Source organism: Levilactobacillus namurensis (assembly GCF_032197885.1).
In the GTDB taxonomy this organism is placed as follows: domain Bacteria; phylum Bacillota; class Bacilli; order Lactobacillales; family Lactobacillaceae; genus Levilactobacillus; species Levilactobacillus namurensis_A.
On record NZ_CP134159.1, the window covers coordinates 1,283,466 to 1,302,897 of the forward strand.

Below are 19,432 nucleotides of genomic sequence, written 5' to 3' on the forward strand. Positions count from 1 at the left end.
CCTTTCTATACCCTTTTACCGAAGATATCTAGCCATTGCGGGGTGAAGCGTAGCGTTGGCGGCTTAAGTGGTGTATCATAGTGCCAGTTATAATCGCATTTGTGCAGAAATTGGTGAGCAGACATGGATCAAGACACGGTCTACGCGGTGGTCGACATCGAAACCACCGGTACCAGTGTGCAAGATGGCGACCGCATTATTCAGATCGGATGCGTTTTCGTCCAGCATAATAAAATTATTAATCATTTTGAGACCGATGTGAATCCGCTACGTGAGATTCCAGCGGCCATTTCGCGGTTGACGGGCATTAGCAACGCCCGGGTTCGACACGCCCCCTTATTCGATGATGTGGCGGGGACCCTGTATAGCCTGTTGACCAATACGGTCTTCGTGGCCCATAACGTTAACTTCGATTTCCCCTTCGTGAACGCTGAGCTGGCTCGGGTGGGCTACCCAGAGCTGGAGATTGAAGCCTTGGACACGGTTTCTTTAAGCCAGATTTTATTGCCAACGGCGCCCAGCTTTCGGTTACGGGACCTGAGCGGGTATTTCAACATTGAACACGATAATCCCCATTCAGCGGATAGCGATGCGAGTGCCACGGCTGAACTTTTTATCTTCTTGTTTCGGCGGTTGCGGGCCTTACCGTTAGTCACGTTACAGCAGATGATTGATCTACAGACGGATCTGCCGCGCGAAACGGCCCGGCTTTTTACGGTCGCACGAGATCTCAACGTGCAACAGCCCCGTAAGCTGCCTGACTTCTTATACCTGAAGAACGGGTTGGCGTTGCGGAAAGTGCCGGAGGTTGAGCCGACGCCGTTGACCGCGCCGATTCAGTATCCCAAGACTAAGAAACAAAAACAAAAGCTGATGCCCGCCAACCTTGAATGGCGGGCGGAACAGGCTAAAATGATGAATTACATCTATAATAACTACGCGGCTGCTGATCAGCACCCCGTCAAGCAGATGGTGGTCGAAGCCCCCACTGGTATCGGGAAGAGTTTGGGGTACACCTTCCCCATGGCCTTTTTGGGCCAAACCGGGCGGGCGGTCGTCATTAGTACGGCCACGACGTTATTGCAAGAACAATTAATGGAACAAACGATTCCATTATTGAAGCAGATCGTTCCGTTTCCGGTCAACGCCGTGTTGGTCAAGGGGAGCCGCCACTACTTGGACCTGCAACGGTTTGCCACCACGTTGGCCTTAGATGAGACCTCCAAGCAGACCCAGCTCTTAAAGTTACGGTTATTGGTCTGGTTGACCATGACCACTACCGGGGATCTCGATGAATTGCATTTGGCAACGTACCGGGCACCGTATTTCCAGGAAATCGTCCATGAGGGGGCCGTTCAACCGGACAATCCCTTCTATCAAGATGACTTCATTCGGCGGCGGGATTCGGCGTTGAAGCAGGCCCAGTTCGTGATCGTCAACCACGCCTACCTTAGTGAACACGCGCATGAGTTGGGCGAGCAACTGGACCGACCTTACCTAGTGATCGACGAAGCGCAACACCTTTCAGAGAGTACCTTGCGCCAGCGTCGGACTCAGGTGAAGTTTGCCCAAATCATGAATGAGTTACACCATGTGCAGCGGGATATCAGTCGGGAGATTGGCCCGAACCTCTTGGCGTTGTTCGCCCAGGATCAGGCCACGACTCAGACGATTCAGCGCTTGTTGACCACTAGCCAGGACCTGGAGCAGGCCCTGACCACGGTAGTCAACCACCTCTTCTTGAAGTTCTTGGCGGCTAAGCGGGGGAATACCCAGAATGCACCGATTGAAGAGTTGGTTCCCGCTCGAGCCTTATTTGACGCGACGCAAGACCTAGCTCCCACGTTGAAGCAGTTACGGGATGGTGACTTGGCCCTCTTGGTGCAACTCGGAACGATTCGGGAGCGCTTCGATCAGGAGCACGAACGGTTCGTTGCTTCCCAACGGTACCTGTTCGAGCGGTTGGACACCCGGCTGCACGTGATTGACGACCTGTTACAGCGGTTGTTAGGCATCTTCGACCAGGCAACGCCCGATACGACCAGTGAGCTATTCTGGGTCACCATCAATCACGTGGGCGACCGCAGTAGTCTCCAATTGGCCAGTGGGTTATTAGCTACGCAGGGATTCTTACAATCGCGCATCTATGATGCCTTTCAACCGGTACTCCTGACGGGGGCGACCCTCTTTTCTTCGGGGCGGTCGCAATATGTTTTAGATCAGTTTGATTTAGACCGTCAGACCACTGCCACGCACCGGATGCGGAGTAGCTTCGATTACGCCCACCAATCACACTTGTTGGTGGCTGATTCAGGGCCAAATCTGACGCGGGTGGCGCCGGACGACTACGTCACTTACTTGGTAAGTGCCATCACGCAGTTGGCCGGGGCCGTGCATAAGCAGACCCTAGTCTTGTTCAACTCCTTGAACGTCATCGAACGGGTCTACGAACAGTTGACTCAACAACCAGAATTTGCCCAGCGAGAGATTCTCGCACAAGGCATCAGTGGTAGTCGGGAACGAATCGCCAAGCGTTTCTCAACGGGGAGCGATTCCGTGCTCTTAGGAGCGGCGAGCTTCTGGGAGGGCATTGATCTACCAGAAGAGCAGTTGGAACTGCTGATTGTGACCCGGTTGCCCTTTGACTCGCCGGACCGCGTCTTCATCAAGGCCAACTATGCGCGCCTAGAAGCCCAGGGGAAGAACCCGTTTTATAACGCCGCGTTGCCAGCCGCGACTTTGAAGCTGCGACAAGGTGTTGGACGGTTGATTCGGACGCCGCGGGACCATGGTGCGGTGGTGATCTTGGACCAGCGCTTAGTGGAGCGACAGTATGGCCAGAGTATTTTACGGGCCCTACCGAAGGAGATGCCCCGGACAGTTGGCGACGTGGGGATGTTGACTCAGGGGCTAGTTAAGTTTTTTGAAAAGCCGACTCCAGATTCAGAGACGACCCCGGAAATTTGATATAATGAATCTAATTGAATCTGAATAAGGGAGTACGATGACAAGTGATGAGACAACAGTACCAACGACGACGCCGGCCACGGCATTGGGGACTCCTAACGGTCTTAGTAGTGGTGTTAGTGTTGCTGTTAAGTGGGGGTTACGTGATTCAGCGGGCAACGCGTCCGTTCAATCAAGCGCAGACGCGAGCGGAACGCATCGCGAAGAAGTCGGGGAAGTTGACCAAGACCACCGACTTCTATTGGACCAACCTGGATACCACGTACTACACGGTCGCGGGACAGAATAAGGCTAAGCAAAACGTTTACGCCGTGATTCCCAAGACGGGGAAGAACGTGACCGTGTTGAAACAAAGCGCCGGACTTTCACGTAATGCGGTACTTCAACGGGTCTGGCAACGGAACCCTAAGAAGGTTTTGTCAGCGGCTTTGAGTATCTTTAACGGGAAGCCGGCTTGGCAAGTGAGTTATTTGAGTCGAAATGGGAAGCTCTGTTACCTGACGTTCCAGTACAGCAACGGAAAAGTCTTGCAACAGATCGCGAATATCTAATTTGCTTCGAGGAGGTTGCGTTATGCGACAATTGTCTCAGCGGGCCCAAGCAGTGCGGCCCTCAGCAACGTTACAGGTCTCTCAACGCGCGCGGGATCTTCAGGCCAGCGGCGTGGACGTGATTAATCTAGGGTTAGGCCAGCCGGATTTTCCAACGCCGGCGCCGATTAAGGCGGATGCCATTCGGGCAATTGAAGCCAACCAAGTCGATGGCTACACGGCTACCGCGGGCATCTTGCCGTTGCGGCAGGCTGTGGCTGACCGGTTAGCCCAAACGCAAAACGTTCAGGTCACGGCTGATCAAGTCGTGGTCACGACGGGGGCTAAGTTAGCGCTATATGCGTTATTCCAGGTTCTTGTGAATCCGGGAGATGAGGTCCTACTGCCAGCGCCTTACTGGGTCAGTTACGCGGAACAGGTCAAGCTCGCGGGGGGCCACCCCGTGGAGGTTGCCCCGACAGCAACCTTGAAGGTCACGCCGGAACAGTTAGCCGCGGCGGTCACGCCCCGGACGGTGGCTGTAGTGTTGAATTCCCCGCAGAATCCCAGCGGGGTGGTCTACACGCCGGCAGAATTACAAGCGCTCGGCGAGTGGGCCGTTCAACACGACCTGTGGATCATCGCCGATGAGATTTATGGGGAATTGGTCTACGACCAACCGACGCCAATTCCATCAATGTTGACGTTGGGAGGGGCCATCGTGGACCATACGATTGTGGTCAACGGGGTCTCTAAGACCTATGCCATGACGGGGTGGCGGATTGGCTATGCCGTGGGGCCACAACCCATTATGACCAGCTTGACCCAGGCCTTATCACATATGACGGGGAACCCTGCGGCGGTCAGTCAGGTCGCCGCGTTGTCGGCGCTGACGGGGAGTCAAAATCCCGTGGCCTTAATGAAAGCGAGCTTTAAGGAACGGTTAGATGCCATTTATCCGCTACTCGCGGCGTTGCCGGGCTTTCGGTTACCAGGGAAGCCGGCTGGTGCGTTCTACCTGTTCCCGGATGTGCAGGAAGCCATGGCGTTGAAGCAGTGTACGACCACGGACCAATTGGTGAACCGAATCTTAGAAGAGGCGCACGTGGCGGTCGTTGCTGGGGAGGCGTTTGGCTTGCCGGGACACTTACGCATCAGTTATGCGACGGATAAGGCGACGTTATTGACGGCGCTGGACCGGCTAAAGAAGTTTATGCAAGCTTAAGATGACATGATTACCGAACAACGGTCGGGCCAGAAATTTCTGCGCGGCCGTTGTTTTGTTGAAGGAGGTTGAAAGATGGACGCGTTTACGCAACGGTACCTACAGGATGGTCAGACCAGTGTGGCCAATTATCTGTTGGACCATTTTCGTGAGGTGGGGATGACCACCGATCAGTTATTGGTGTACCTGCAGTTACGCCGGGAAATGGACCGGGGGGTGCAGTGGCCGGATGCTGATCAGGTTGCAAGTCGGCTGGGCTGGACCGTCCAGCGGGTCTACCAGGTCTTACACGAGTTGATCACCCAGAAGCTCATGACCATCACGACGGTTACGAACGGGCAGGGGCAGAAGCAAGACACGTATGACTTTCGATTGCTAGCGGAGAAGCTGAGCCAGCTACCCGTTCATGAAGCTGATACGGTGGCGACCGAGACGGCAACGGGGACGACTACGGCGAAATCAACTGCCGTGACGGAAGCTAAGGCGGCCCGGGCCGCCGTGTTTAACCACATTGAACAGGAATTCGGGCGCCCTTTATCGCCCATCGAGATGGAGACCATCAATGATTGGCTGGAACAGGATCACTATCAGCCGGAGCTGATTCAACTGGCCCTGAAGGAGTCGGTGTTGAATCAAGTCTATAATTTGAAGTATCTGGACCGCATCCTCCTGAATTGGCATAAGAAGCACCTGACCACGGCGGCGCAGGTGCAACAGGCCAAGGCCCAGCAAAGTGAGCGTACCACGCCACCAGCAACGGGGCGGACGACGGACCGGCCAACGCCTAAGTTACCTATCATTAAATTAACGGATTGACGATTAAGCACGCTGAGGGCGCAGGCCCTGGGCGTGCTATTTAGGTCATGATTAAATTTTTTATGGCAACCGGCGTCAATTACTGGCAGAACAAATTGCGTTAAGAAAACATTTAGGCTATAAAAGTGCGGGGTTTCGTGTATAATCTGATAAAAGAGTGATTTACGGTGTCCCCAGCGGGGAGCTGGAAATCACAGCTAACCTGATTTAAGGAGGAGTGTACATGAAGGTTTTAATGCCTTATTTTCACCGGTATCGGCGTGACGTTTGGTGGGCCATGCTATCGGTGATCGTCTTGGTCTTTGCGACCCTGTGGCAGCCGCGGTTGCTACAGACCGTGATGGAGGCCATCATCAAGAATGATCAACAGACGGTGTTCCAACAGGGCTTGTTCCTACTGGGGCTAGCCGTCTTGGGAATCATCGGTGGGGTGGTCAACACCATCTACTCTGCCCGGGTCGCCTTAGGGGTGGCTACGGATTTACGGGCGGACTTGTACGCTCACGTGCAATCGTTAGCGTACGCCGACGTTGAAAAGTTTTCCGCTTCAAACCTAGTTGTGCGGATGACCAACGATATTAACCAAGTCCAGCAAATCGTTATGGCGGGCTTCCAACAAATCACGCGGATCCCGCTGCTGTTTATGGGTGCCTTGATTCTCGCGCTAGTGACCATGCCCCAACAATGGTGGGTCATCCTCTTGATGATGCTTGTGATTGTCTTGGTCGCCGGTTTAGCGGTCCAGCGGATGACCAAGTATTTTGCGCAGACCCAACAGGATATTGAAAATGTCAATACAGTGGCACGAGAGAACTTGATGGGCATTCGGGTGGTCAAGTCCTTCGTTCAGGAAACCAATGAGATTCACAAGTTCTCTCAGGCTTCGGATGAGCTGACCAACGTTACAGCTAAGATTGGGTACTGGTTTGCCATTTTGATGCCAGCCTTCTTCCTGACGGCGAACTTAGCGGTGGGAACGGCCGTCTATATCGTGGGACAAAACATTACGACCCACCCCACGTACCTAGCAGCGATTACTAGTTTTATCTCGTATCTGATGCAAATCTTATTCGCCGTGATCAATGGGGGCTTTCTGATGACCTTCGCGTCACGGGCCTTTATCTCGTTAGGCTGAATCGGTGAGGTCTTGGAAACGGCGCCTAGCATGACCTACGTCGCGGGAGATGCTCATCCGGTCGCGGGGGATGTCCAGTTCGAACACGTGACCTTCACCTACCCCGGCGATGACCAACCGACGTTAAAGGACGTCAGTTTCACCTTAAAGGCAGGTACCATGCTGGGAATCGTGGGGGCTACGGGTTCGGGTAAGACCACGTTAGCTCAGCTGATTGCACGGTTGTATGATCCCGACAGCGGGGTCGTCAAGGTGGGTGGCGTCGACGTTCGGCAATTGCCAGAAAAGGCATTGCGCGCAACGGTCGCGTATGTCCTACAGCGCTCGACCTTATTCTCAGGAACCATTGCCGGCAATTTACGGCAGGTCCAGCCGGATGCGCAGACGTCGCATATGCAGTGGGCGGCTAACATTGCCCAGGCCTCGGAATTCATCGAGCGCCTACCGCAGACGTACGACGCGCCAGTGGAGGAGCGGTCACAGAACTTCTCTGGGGGTCAGCAGCAACGGCTGGCAATTACCCGGGGCGTGATCGCCAACCCTAAAATCTTGATTCTCGATGACGCGACCTCGGCGTTGGATGCCCGGTCGGAAAAGTTAGTTCAAGAAGCCTTGAACCGAGATTTAAAGACCACTACGACGGTCGTGATTGCTGAAAAGATTTCATCGATCATTAATGCGGACCAGATTCTGGTCTTGGAGGATGGTCAGGTCTCAGGGATTGGGACGCACCAAGCCCTGTTGAAGACGAACGCCATTTACCAGGCCATTTATCAAACGCAAAAGGCACGAGAGGAGGGGCTGTCATGAGTGATTTAAAGATTGCCGGTAAGTATTATTGGCATTACTTAAAGCGGTATTGGCGTGGCTTTTTAGTCAGTATCGTGTTGATTGCCTTTTCCACTTGGTGTATCGTGGTCGCCCCGACCTACTTGGGACGCGCGGTCGAACAGTTGACGACTTACTTGGGTCAAGTAACCCACGGTGGTCAGGGGTCCCTGGCGCCGTTTAACCATACGCTGATTATCTATATTCTCCTTTACTTGGGGGATGCCAGTACGATCTTTGTGGCCAGTCTCATCTTGGCTAGAGTCACGGCTTTTTCGACGGGAACCATGCGGGTCGGCCTGTTCCGGAAGCTCCAACGGATGAAGGTTCAATACTTCGATACCCACCGGGATGGCGACATCTTAGCCCGGTTCACGTCTGATCTGGATAACATCTTTAACGCGATGAATCAGGCCTTGCTAGAAATTCTACTGGCAATCGCCCAATTTGTCGGGCTCTTGATCGTGATGTTCAACCAGAGTGCGACGATGGCTTGGGTCACCATGGCCTCGACGCCGCTGGCTTTGATCGTGGCCGCAGTGGTCATGCGCAAGGCGGGCGTGGCCGTTAACCGCCAACAGGATGATATTGGGAAGCTCAACGGGTACATCAACGAACAGATCACGGGGCAGAAAGTCCTGATCACCAATGGCCTGCAAGCCGATTCGCTGGAGGGCTTTAGCGGGTACAATGCCAAGGTTCGGCAATCCGCTTTGACCGGACAGATCTGGTCCGGGATTTTGAACCCCTTGATGCAGGGGATGTCGTTGCTAAATACGGCAATCGTCATCTTCTTTGGGTCGTGGTTCGCCCTGAACGGCAGTCTGTCGACGGGAGCGGCTTTGGCGTTGGTAGTGGTCTTCGTGAACTATGCGCAACAGTATTACCAACCCATCATGTCGTTAACCAGCCTGTATAGCATGATTCAACTGGCAATCACCGGGGCACGGCGGGTCGATGAGGTCCGGCGCCAAGATGATGAGGTCAATCGTGCGCAGGGTCAAAACATGCCGGATATTCAACGGGGGCTGAAAATTGACGATGTGCATTTCAGTTACCTACCGGGCAAGGAAATCTTGCACGGTATCACGATTAATGTCCACCGAGGCGAAATGGTCGCCTTGGTTGGGCCAACGGGGTCGGGTAAGACTACGGTGATGAATTTGATGAACCGGTTCTACGATGTGGATACCGGGGCGATTACCGTGGACGGCACGGACATTCGCCAGTTCGACCTGCAGTCGTTACGGTCGCACGTAGGAATCGTTCTGCAGGAACCGCAACTCTTTACGGGAACGATTGCGGATAATATCCGTTATGGTGAACCGGATGCGGGGATGGACCGGGTGATTGATGCGGCTAAGCAGGCAAACATTCACGACTTCATCGAGAGCTTACCGGACGGATATGACACGCAGGTCTCCGATGAACAGAGTATCTTCTCGGCGGGACAGAAGCAGTTGATGTCGATTGCCAGAACGATTCTGACGAATCCGCGATTACTGATTTTAGATGAAGCCACCTCTAACGTGGACACGGTGACCGAAGCACGGATTCAGGCGGCGATGGATAATGTGATCCAGGGCCGGACGAGTTTCGTGATTGCGCACCGGTTGAAGACCATCCTGAATGCGGACAAAATCGTGGTTCTGCGCGATGGTCGAATTATCGAGCAGGGTAGCCATGCGGCGTTGTTACAGGAGAACGGCTTCTACGCGGAGTTGTACCGGAATCAGATGGTATTTGAATAGGATTATTATAGTGAGGAAGCGCATTTGCCGGAGGTTGGGCAGGTGCGCTTTTGTGGTTGTTAGCTAGTTTGAGCCTTGAATGATAGTCTGAGTACTATGAACTGAATTTTGCGTGGTCATCGATTGGGATGGAAGTGATAAAAAAATGACTTTTGTGTTTTTTAAAACGTTGATGTGGTAGGATTTGTTTAGTGTATTCCCCGCGTATGCAGGGGTGATTCTTCACACGGGGAGGGACTAACTTTGAAAAGAATGTATTCCCCGCGTATGCAGGGGTGATTCTATCACGGCTAAGGTCTACCAGTAGCCCCTTAGGTATTCCCCGCGTATGCAGGGGTGATTCCTCACTGCTTAAACGGGACCGGGTCTGGGAAGAGTATTCCCCGCGTATGCAGGGGTGATTCTGGATTGTTCGTCGTCACCATAGATAAACTTGAGTATTCCCCGCGTATGCAGGGGTGATTCTGACGTGATGGTTGACGCGGGACTGCCGTACAAGTATTCCCCGCGTATGCAGGGGTGATTCCCTCTTGATACCAAAGAGATATTGCCGTCTTCAGTATTCCCTGCGTATGCAAGGGTGATTCCGAGCCACGTTTTTTTGTAGGTAATCAACGACTGTATTCCCCGTGTATGCAGGGGTGATTCTTGCACTATTTTGACGTTTCAATTTGGCATGCTGTATTCCCCACATGTGTGGAGGTAAACTCATCAAAATTGATTCACCACAAACAAATGCAGTACAATAGCCATAATACAAACCAAGGAGGGACTGTCTATCACAACCGTTGAGGACATCAAAACTGCGATTCGGAATGATCCGGAGAACGCGGTGTACACCGAACAGGGGTGGGACCCGTTATTTCATGTGTTACCGAGTGCCACGATTTTGGTCATTAGTCAGGCACCGGGACGAATTGCTCAGCAGACCAAGACTTACTTCAATGACGCGAGCGGAGACCGGTTACGGGACTGGATGGGCGTGACACGCGACCAGTTCTACCAGAGTGACCGGATTGCGGTAATGCCCCTGGACTTTTATTATCCGGGCAAAGGCAAAAGCGGGGACTTGCCCCCGCGGAAGGGGTTCGCTGAAAAGTGGCATGAACCGTTGCTGGCTATGATGCCCCAGGTCCAGTTGACCCTGTTGGTGGGTCAATATGCGATTAAAGCCTACTTGGGTAAAAAGCGGTATAAGACCTTAACGGAGACCGTTCGGCACTATCCTGATTACATGCCGGACTACTTTCCCTTGGTGCACCCATCGCCACTAAACTATGGCTGGCAAAAGAAGAATCCGTGGTTTCAGACGGACGTGGTTCCCGAGTTGCAAAAGCGGGTACAGCTTGCGTTATCTTAAACCAGTTAAAGGGGCCAATTCATCTGCGAATTGGTCCTTTTTTGGCACAAAAAATGGCCTCACGAGGAGGCCATTGAAATGGGCTTAGAAAAAGAGATAGTAGAGCCCGCTGAGCCCAATGAACCGGTAGATCCATTGTTTCAACCGGTCGGGGTTGATTCGAGTCAACAGGTGTGACGCAATGATGGTGCCAATGCTGGCAGCCACCATGCCCACCAGAATGTAGGGGATATCCTGAACACCTAGGATGCCATTGGTCACCCGAATGGTGGTGATGTAGAAGGTGTCAATCAAGAAGAACCCCTGAATGTTCCCGATGTATTCGGGCATCGAGTGCGATAGCGACAGAAAGTATAGCGCCATTAGCGGGCCACCAATCCCGAAGAGCCCGTTGAAGAATCCAGAGATCACCATGAAGCCGATGGCGACGTACCAGGGGTAGCGACGGTTACCGGCTGACTTGGCGAACATGAAGTACAGGCTTAACGCGACCAGGAGACCGCCCAGTAGCATTCGCAGCAGGTGGGTATCCAGCACGTGCCCTAAGTGAACCGACCAGGTCGCAACACTAGCGTAAATGATGAATGGAAGAATCAGTTGTTTGAGGTGAACATGGTGTCGGTATTGAATGGTCAAGCCCAGTACGCTGGTAAACATAATCAAGCCACCAATTCCGGCGGCCTGGGCAATGGGCAGAATTAGGGGAAAGAAGATCATCATGATGATGACGGCGCCGAAGCCGGTTAGCCCCTGGACCAATCCCGCGAGGAGTGCTGGTAACACGATAAGTAACCAAGTCACAAGTAAGTCCTGCTACTGATAACTTGTAAAAAGTTATAGATTTTTCTTGCTTCTTCCTATCCTGCCTCGCCAAAATCTCGCTACTACAGTTGATATGATAGTCCACAAGCGTTAATTCCCGACTAGCCATCGGTACATATTTTGAGGTCTGTGTTTAGTAGGCTAACTCAAAATTCTCAGTATCCCTAATGTTTAGGGCGGCATTCATATCTCGGTCAGCAACATGGCCACAAACCACACAGCGATAAATCCGGTCACAAAGCTTTAAATCAACCTTCTTGGCGCCACAATGATGACAGATCTTGGAAGTTGGTTCAAAGCGGTTGGTTAGATGGACCGGAATTCCTAGTTATTGACACTTAGCGATGAGCTTGATTCTAAAGTTATAAAATCCTTGATAACTAATGGCTTTAGCCAAGTGTCGATTTTTCAACATGCCTTTAACATTCAGGTCTTCTAAGGCCACCCACTGCGGTTTGGTTATCACTACAGCGGAAATGATCTTGTTCTGATAGTCTTTTTGCATGTTTTGTAACCGTTGATACAGCCGTTGCATTCGCCGTCTAGTTTTGGCTAGGTTCAAATCAGTAGCAGATTTTCCTTCTTTCTGTTTTCTGACTTTGAATGCAAGATACTGTCGTGAATATTTTCTTTGTAACCGTCGAAGTTGGCGGCGTAGTCGCTTTATTCGGCTACTCTTGTTCTGATTCCGATAGACCAAACCATTACTCAAAATGGCAAAGTCTTTGATGCCTAAATCAATTCCAATCCTAGCGCCGGTCAAATTTGGTTGGACTAGCTCCGCTTGTTCGACCACGCAAGTTAGATAATAGCGACCGGCATGGCACTTGATACGGCCTTGTTTAATCACAAAGTGTTGCACGTTGGCCGGCAGGTACCCGTATTCTTTTAGGCGCACCCATCCCAGTTTAGGCAACTTAATTCGATGACGTTCAGCTTGAATGATTTGCTGCTTACCATTCTTCACAAAATAGTAGGCGCCCTGCCCCCGTTTCCAAGAACGAAAGTGGGGGTACTGACTCAAGTGCTTGAAGAAGCGCTTCATCGCCATATCGGCATCAATAAAAGCTTGTTTGACGGACTTAGCATAAAGTTCCTTAATCCAATCGTCTTCCGGGTTGGCCTGCAAGTAATCATGATTAAACCATCTACTAAATTCATAAGCATTCATATAGTGATAACCATCTTCATACCGTCGCTGGTTCATCTCTAAAAATAAATTGTACGCCCAACGGCTACCCCCAATATGTCGATTAAGTAACCAAATTAGATAATTAGTTGGTTTAATTTCGACCTTATAGGTGTTTAACATCTGCATCACTTCCCACTTTTTTCTTGTGTTTTCTTAGCCCATAAACGCAACGGGAAAACACATGAATAATTGAGATTAAATCTTGAACAACTTCTGCCTCAGGTGATAATGTTCATTGTTCACAACCATTATCGCTATTCCAAACTTCTCACACAACGATTTAGACCGCGCAAAGTCAATTCTGATAAATCAGTCTGGATAAGCAATATAAATTGTGTTGATTTAGTTATCCATAACGTCATCAAAAACGTATTCCACTATCTTGTGGCTTTGCGTTGCTAGCTTTCAGATAGTTATGTTCAGTGTGATATCGTTGATTTGATCATGTTCGTTTAGCTGGAAGTTTTCCTGATTTATCCCAATTCCGTAAAGTGGTTGTGGTAAAAGTGTTTTGCCATCTTTCCAGGTTTCATTTGATCACCTCAATAGCATTACAACATTTTAGATGTATTTATAAGGATTTATAGTTTTTTATTAATCATTTATTCCTCCTTTTTTAGAATCGTTGATGGTGTTCGGTGCGTATCGAAATTTTTGAGGTCCGGTCGAACCCAATAATCCCCATTATACGCTAACTTCTAGGGGAGGACGCACTGACTTCGTGGCTGAGTAGCAAACGGTTGAGTGTCCAAAACACCGGCGGACGATTACAATAAAGGGGAATCCAACAATATTAAATTGAGAAGGAATGTACAATGCCAAAACAAGCTGAAAGTTTGGATCATCTGCCAACGACCATGCGCGCTTGGCAGGTCACGACTCCCGGCCCCGTGGATGGGGATCGAGCACCGTTAGCGTTAGTTACCAAGCCGGTTCCCCAGCCAGGACGGGGCGAGACCTTAGTTCGGGTCCTAACTTGTGGGGTGTGCCATACGGATCTGCACGTTACCGAAGGCGATTTACCCGTTCATCACGCACACGTGACGCCGGGACACGAGATCATCGGGGAAGTCGTGGCCAACGGTCCGGAGACGCGGCGTTTTTCCCTGGGCACCCGCATCGGAATTCCCTGGTTACGGTGGACCTGCGGCGTCTGTCGTTTCTGCCGTTCTGGGCGGGAGAATCTCTGTCCGCAATCTCAGTACACGGGTTGGGACCATGACGGCGGTTATGCTGAGTACGTTACGGTGCCCGAGGGGTTCGCCTATCAGGTGCCGGAGCGATTCGACTCGGTCACCGCTGCGCCATTACTGTGCGCGGGGATTATCGGTTACCGCGCGTTTGAACGCGCTAACGTACCTGCGGGCGGTCGGTTAGGGCTTTATGGCTTTGGTGGTTCGGCCCACATTACGGCTCAGATTGCCCTTGACCAGGGGATTGAAGTCCACGTCTTTACCCGTGGTCAGGACGCCCAAGCCTTCGCGTTAAAGCTAGGCGCAACTTCTGCCAATGGTGCTTACGATGTGGCACCGGTTAAGTTGGACGCCGCGATTATGTTTGCACCGGCGGGGGCCATGGTTCCCAACGCCCTCGCAAACCTGGCTAAGGGGGGCACTCTGGCCCTGGCGGGAATCCACTTGAGTGATGTGCCCAGTTTAAATTATCAGCAGCACCTCTTCCACGAAAAGACACTGACCAGTGTGGAGAGTAATACCCGTAAGGACGGCGAAACGTTTTTGACCTTAGCTGATCGGTTGGCGCTTCACCCGGCGACGACACCGTACGCCTTTACCAAGGCCGACGAAGCCCTGCGGTTTGTGAAGCGCGGCGATATCGAAGGCGCCTGTGTTCTGAAGATTGGCCAGGATTAACGGGTAATTGAGAAGACGAGTGGTCACCTAAAACGTTCCTGATAGCTAGCGCCGCTAGTGATTAGGAACGTTTTAGGTTGGACCAGTCATTGGCGGTGATGATTTCAAGGCCATTTGAGGGAACATAAAAGCTGGCTTTCGTGGTTTGCGCGCTTTGAATGTCAGACGTGGTGTTTAGGGAAGGTGAAAGCGGGTGCACCAAATATGCTAGGGCTTCCAGTCGAAACGGCCCCTAAAAATAATCGCAATTAGCGGTTGAAGAGTCCCCCTAACTGTCTCTATAATAGATAAGTATTGGTAAAAATAGATTTTAGTGTGGCATAGGGAGAAGAGAATGGATAAAAATAGTCAATCAAATACCCCGCGGGAGTTTCATCTTTCACAGCGTCATCACATGGCGATTCCTTGGAAGAACATGGTCAAGGACGATGACGTCCCCGCCAGAGAAGCCAGTCTTCAAGAGCGGGCTTCTTTGGTTGGTCGTATCGGGATTACCATGTTATCGTGTGGTACCGGAGCTTGGCGGGTACGGGACGCCATGGACCGGGTGGCCCGCAGTCTCAATCTGACCTGTTCCGCCGATATTGGGTTGATCTCGTTATCGTATACGTGTTTCAACGATGAGCAGAGCTACACTCAGGTGCTGTCCCTCCCCAGTACGGGGGTCAACACGGATAAGCTGAATATTTTAGAAGAACTGGTCAAGAACTTTCAAAACGACTTTTCGTTTTTAACGGTGCCGGAGATTCACACCATGATCGATAAGATTCAAACCCGGCCCAAGCAATATGCGCCCGCAGCCTTGGGGTTCGCCGCAGCCTTAGCCTGTACCGGCTTTATTTTTTTGTTAGGTGGTGGGCTTCCCGAGATGCTCTGTACGTTCATTGGCGCGGGCTTAGGAAATTATGTCCGTGCGTTAATGGGCAAGCACGCGACGACCACGATTGCCAGTACGGCAATCAGCGTTGCGGTCGCTGGGATGATGTATATGCTGAGCTTTCGGGTACTGGAGGCGTCCTTTGGTGTCTCCGTGCAACACGAGGCCGGATACATTGGGGCCATGTTGTTCGTGATTCCGGGTTTCCCCTTCATCACCAGTATGCTGGATATTTCTAAACAAGATATGCGGTCGGGACTAGAGCGCCTGTCCTATGCCATCATGATCACCACGGTGGCGACGTTGGTGGGGTGGCTGGTCGCCAGTGGGTTTAACTTTCGGCCGGCGGACTTTTTGCCTTTAGGCCTATCGCCATTGGCACTGTTGCTGCTACGGTTACCCGCCAGCTTTTGTGGGGTCTACGGTTTCTCCATGATGTTCAACAGCTCCCAAAAGATGGCCATCACGGCCGGATGTATCGGTGCCGTAGCGAACACGTTGCGCCTAGAGTTGGTCCAACTGACCACCATGCCACCAGCCGCGGCGGCCTTCTTTGGAGCTCTCACGGCGGGGCTGATTGCCTCGTTGGTCAACCGGTATAACGGTTATCCGCGAATTACGCTGACCGTACCGGCCATTGTGATCATGGTACCGGGGTTGTATATTTACCGGGCCATCTACAACATTGGGAGCAACCAGATTGGGGTCGGGTCTTTGTGGCTGACCAAAGCCGTCTTGATCATCATGTTCTTACCCGTGGGTCTGTTTGTGGCGCGGGCGCTGCTGGATAAGGAATGGCGGCACTTTGATTAGAATCAACAATTAACCGTAAGTAAAAACGTCTCGGTTTCTCCTTTGAGGGGGGCCGAGGCGTTTTGAGTTGAAGCGATTAGGCACAGCTCAGCGGCGAGGTGAGCGGGTCTGGCCGAAGGCAAAGTAAAGCCAAGGGCCAATCGGTTGAACGAAAGCTAAAAGTCCCCAGAGCAGCTTGTTCCCGTGCCGCACGCTGTCTGCCTTGATGAGATCGGCTAAGACCACCGTCGTTGCGGTCAATTCAAAGGCTACAAATGGCAGTAAGCGTTGCCGCGCGCGGGGCGAAAGGGATTGTTTTTGCGGATGACACCCAGTTTTAAACATCGAGAAGACCTCCTTAGATGGCTTAATCTCAGTATACACGGGTCTAACTGATAGCGCTAACATCATTAGCGATTAAAGTAGCCCCACGACTGGTTGGTCCGGTCGTGGGGCTACTTGGTAGCTTTTCTTAGGAAGGGTCTTCATCGAGCGAGAGGTTGCGCGCAGGTGCTTGCCGGCGGGTCCAGCGTTTGGCCAGTTCTAAGACCAACGTTGGGATAAACATAGCGGGTAGGACCATGAGCCACGCCTCGATGGGCAGTGTGATGAGGCCAAAGAGATGTTGGGTCGCTGGAACCGTCGCTACTAATAGGACGACCGCAATGGCAATCAGCATCGCCCCGTTTAAGACCGGGTTGCGCTTTAGACTGGCCATCGTCAGGGGTTGCCGATCCTTGATGGCGTAGATGTCGATCATGGAGCCAATCGCGAGGACCAAGAAGAGCATGGTCATCCCCATAGTTGCCTGATTATTCGTGAGGCCGAAGCGGCCGATGGCGTAGATACCTAACGATAAGACCGTAAACGTCGCTGCTCGTAGTGCTAAACGGCCACCTAGTCCACGGGCCAGTAAGCTTTCGCTATTGGCAACCGGGGGTTGTTCCATGGCAGTCCGTTCGCCGGGTTCCCGACTGATGTAAAAGCCCGGAATCCCGTCGGCTAAGACGTTGATCAGCAGTAACTGTTCTGCTAAGAGCGGGGCACCCCAACCCATCACGACGGCGCCGACCATTAGGAAGATCTGGGCGAAGTTTACGCCGACCAGGAATTCAACTGCCTTTAAGATGTTTTGGTAGACGGTCCGACCTTCGCGGACCGCTGCCATGATGGTCGCAAAATTATCGTCCGTTAAGATCATGTCGGCGGCACCCTTAGAGACTTCCGTCCCCGTAATGCCCATGGCGATTCCCACGTCGGCCGCCTTTAGCGCGGGGGCGTCGTTGACCCCGTCCCCCGTCATGGCGACGGTCTTACCAGTTGCTTGCCAGGCCTGAACGATACGAATCTTATCTGCGGGAGATACGCGCGCGTAGACGGCGATGTCTTGAATCTGCTGTGTCAGTTCAGCGTCCGTCATTTGCCGTAAGTCATCACCCGAGAGGACCCGTTGCCCGGGAGTTAGAATTCCGATCTCTTGGGCGATTGCGGCGGCTGTCACCATGTGATCGCCCGTAATCATCACGGGCTTGATGCCCGCTTGCTTGGCTTCTCGAATGGCGGGAATGACCTCTGGCCGTGGCGGGTCAATGATTCCTACCAATCCCGCGAAGGTAAGGTCTTGCGTCAAGTCCTCCCAGTTAGGGTCACTAAGGTCGACAGTGGCGGGAACCACCCGGTAGCCGACGGATAGGACCCGTAAGGCTTGTTGGCCGAACTCGTCGTGGACTTGTTGTGCGGCTTGGCAGGTCGTGGGCGTCCAACGAATAGGGAGTCGATCGAAGGCCCCTTTGACGATAATCAGTTGCTGGTCATCTGCCAGACGGTGAATCGTCGCCATGGTTTTCTTAGTGGAGTCGAAGGGGTCCTCAGCGAGGCGGGGAGCGGCGGTCTCGAACTGTTGGCGGCTCTGTCCGTGCTGGGCTAACCAGCGAACGATGGCCAGTTCCGTGGGGTCACCGTGGGTTTCTTCTTGTCCGGCGACTTGTTGGATCTCGGCGTTCGTGGCCAATCCCAGGTAACGCATCAGGTCTTCACCGGCTTGAGTCAGGTGATCGGCCGCCTGACTTTGGGGACTGTTTGGTGTCCAGTAACGGGTAATGGTCATCTTGTTTTGCGTTAACGTCCCCGTTTTATCGGACGCAATCACGTCGACACCACCGATGGTTTCGACCGCGTTGACCCGGCGCATGATGGCGTTACGGTTCGCCATGCGTTTGACCCCGTGGGCCAGGCTGATGGTCACGATGATTGGCAGGGTTTCTGGCACGGCAGCGACCGCTAACGAGATTCCGATCATCAGGCTGTCAGCCAACCCCTGATTTTGCATCCAGACGCTGAGGGCAAAAATGGCGATTCCCCCTAGGATAGCGAAGCTGGTTAGCCATCCAGATAGGCGGTTCAAGCGGCCTTGAAGGGGCGTTGCGCGCTTCTTAGTCTGGTTCAACAGGCCCGCGATTTGGCCTAATTCGGTCGCCATTCCGGTGGTTACGACCTGGACGATGGCCGTTCCGGCCGTGACGGCAGTTCCCGAAAAGACCTCTTGTTCGGGTGCGACGGCCGTCAGCGTTTGAACGTGGTGCTTGCTGACGGGGACGCTTTCTCCCGTTAAGATGGCTTCGTCGACGGTGAGGTTCGTGCTTTCGAGAACGATTCCGTCGGCGGGAACCTGGTCACCGGCTTTTAATAAAATGAGGTCGCCCGGGACCACGTTGACTGCGGCCAGGGTTTGTGCGACGTTGTCCCGGCGCACCGTCGTGGTCGGCAGGCTTAGCGACTGGAGAGCGGCCAGGGCCTTCTCCGCGGAAGCTTCCTGGTAGAGGCCGATGAGAACGTTGATGACCAGGATGGCGCCAATTACGATGGGCTTGGTCCATCCGCCGTTGAGGGTTAAGGCCATGTAGCTTGCCAGGGCGACGGCGAAGAGTAATACTAGTGAGGAAACGTCGTTGAGGTGCCGGGCTACCTGACGCCATAGGGCGGGTTTCTTGGCCGCAGCCAACTGGTTCGGTCCCGTTTGGTTGAGGCGGTTTTGAGCTTGGTCTGTGCTTAGACCGTTCGGGGGAGTGAGGGTTAAGTGCGTCATCTCTTTTCTAGTCATGCGTGGTCCTCCTATATGTTATATCCTGAATAAGGCATACTGTAAACTTACTATAATCTTATTATTACGAAAAGTTTTGTATAGATTTTGAGGGAATTGTGAAGATTCTAAGAGAATTCAGGGGATGACTCTTGAATAGCCTAAATGGTCAAATAAATCCCCTTTC

The 19,432-nt window shown here is 52.6% G+C and carries 13 protein-coding genes, 1 pseudogene and 1 CRISPR repeat array; of the genes and pseudogenes, 9 read left to right on the forward strand and 5 right to left on the reverse strand.

Annotated features, from left to right (window positions below; genetic code table 11):
• Positions 1–123 precede the first annotated feature (123 nt).
• The 7 genes and pseudogenes from RIN67_RS06190 (at position 124) to RIN67_RS06220 (ending at position 10,612) form a co-directional block, all read left to right on the forward strand.
• Positions 124–2,967 carry a helicase C-terminal domain-containing protein gene (locus RIN67_RS06190; protein WP_264998957.1) on the forward strand — a complete coding sequence of 948 codons (2,844 nt, stop codon included), beginning with the start codon at positions 124–126 and terminating at the stop codon, positions 2,965–2,967.
• Between the two features lie 47 nt (positions 2,968–3,014).
• Positions 3,015–3,518 (forward strand): cell wall elongation regulator TseB-like domain-containing protein, encoded by a 504-nt coding sequence (locus tag RIN67_RS06195; RefSeq protein WP_024746391.1) that lies wholly within the window; start codon positions 3,015–3,017, stop codon positions 3,516–3,518.
• Between the two features lie 22 nt (positions 3,519–3,540).
• On the forward strand, positions 3,541–4,722 hold the full coding sequence (locus RIN67_RS06200) for a pyridoxal phosphate-dependent aminotransferase (protein WP_264998956.1): 1,182 nt from the start codon (positions 3,541–3,543) through the stop codon (positions 4,720–4,722).
• A 75-nt stretch (positions 4,723–4,797) separates the two neighbouring features.
• Positions 4,798–5,538, forward strand: coding sequence for a DnaD domain-containing protein (locus RIN67_RS06205; protein WP_264998955.1), 741 nt, complete (start codon positions 4,798–4,800; stop codon positions 5,536–5,538).
• A gap of 223 nt (positions 5,539–5,761) precedes the next feature.
• A pseudogene (locus tag RIN67_RS06210) lies at positions 5,762–7,483 on the forward strand (ABC transporter ATP-binding protein).
• The gene (locus RIN67_RS06215; protein ID WP_264998954.1) at positions 7,480–9,252 is read left to right on the forward strand and encodes an ABC transporter ATP-binding protein; all 1,773 of its coding nucleotides are present in this window, start codon (positions 7,480–7,482) and stop codon (positions 9,250–9,252) included. Before RIN67_RS06210 ends, RIN67_RS06215 begins: the two are co-directional and overlap by 4 nt.
• Before the next feature lie 193 nt (positions 9,253–9,445).
• Positions 9,446–9,900: direct repeats of the CRISPR family, unit length 28 nt; unit sequence GTATTCCCCGCGTATGCAGGGGTGATTC.
• Positions 9,901–10,030: 130 nt separating this feature from the next.
• Complete coding sequence (locus tag RIN67_RS06220; protein ID WP_313826133.1) at positions 10,031–10,612, forward strand: uracil-DNA glycosylase family protein; 582 nt, start codon at positions 10,031–10,033, stop codon at positions 10,610–10,612.
• Positions 10,613–10,696: 84 nt separating this feature from the next.
• Here the strand turns inward: RIN67_RS06220 and RIN67_RS06225 are convergent, their stop codons facing one another.
• From RIN67_RS06225 to RIN67_RS06230, 3 genes are all read right to left on the reverse strand, one after another.
• A complete protein-coding gene (locus RIN67_RS06225; RefSeq protein ID WP_264998953.1) occupies positions 10,697–11,413 on the reverse strand; it encodes a sulfite exporter TauE/SafE family protein in 717 nt (238 codons plus the stop codon).
• Between the two features lie 154 nt (positions 11,414–11,567).
• Entirely contained in the window at positions 11,568–11,756 is a 189-nt protein-coding gene (locus RIN67_RS13365) for a zinc ribbon domain-containing protein (RefSeq protein WP_369075925.1), read from the reverse strand.
• 6 nt (positions 11,757–11,762) lie between these two features.
• Positions 11,763–12,746 carry an RNA-guided endonuclease InsQ/TnpB family protein gene (locus RIN67_RS06230; RefSeq protein WP_264998952.1) on the reverse strand — a complete coding sequence of 328 codons (984 nt, stop codon included), beginning with the start codon at positions 12,744–12,746 and terminating at the stop codon, positions 11,763–11,765.
• A gap of 695 nt (positions 12,747–13,441) precedes the next feature.
• On the opposite strand from RIN67_RS06230, the gene RIN67_RS06240 reads away from it, so the two are divergent.
• Both RIN67_RS06240 and RIN67_RS06245 read left to right on the forward strand, forming a co-directional pair.
• The gene (locus RIN67_RS06240) at positions 13,442–14,497 is read left to right on the forward strand and encodes a zinc-dependent alcohol dehydrogenase family protein (RefSeq protein ID WP_264998951.1); all 1,056 of its coding nucleotides are present in this window, start codon (positions 13,442–13,444) and stop codon (positions 14,495–14,497) included.
• Between the two features lie 334 nt (positions 14,498–14,831).
• Positions 14,832–16,187, forward strand: a complete 1,356-nt coding sequence (locus RIN67_RS06245) for a threonine/serine exporter family protein (RefSeq protein ID WP_056945050.1) — start codon at positions 14,832–14,834, stop codon at positions 16,185–16,187.
• A gap of 87 nt (positions 16,188–16,274) precedes the next feature.
• Here the strand turns inward: RIN67_RS06245 and RIN67_RS06250 are convergent, their stop codons facing one another.
• A complete protein-coding gene (locus tag RIN67_RS06250) occupies positions 16,275–16,511 on the reverse strand; it encodes a PLD nuclease N-terminal domain-containing protein (RefSeq protein ID WP_107740914.1) in 237 nt (78 codons plus the stop codon).
• A gap of 127 nt (positions 16,512–16,638) precedes the next feature.
• On the reverse strand, positions 16,639–19,266 hold the full coding sequence (locus RIN67_RS06255) for a cation-translocating P-type ATPase (RefSeq protein ID WP_264998950.1): 2,628 nt from the start codon (positions 19,264–19,266) through the stop codon (positions 16,639–16,641).
• Between the last annotated feature and the right edge of the window lie 166 nt (positions 19,267–19,432).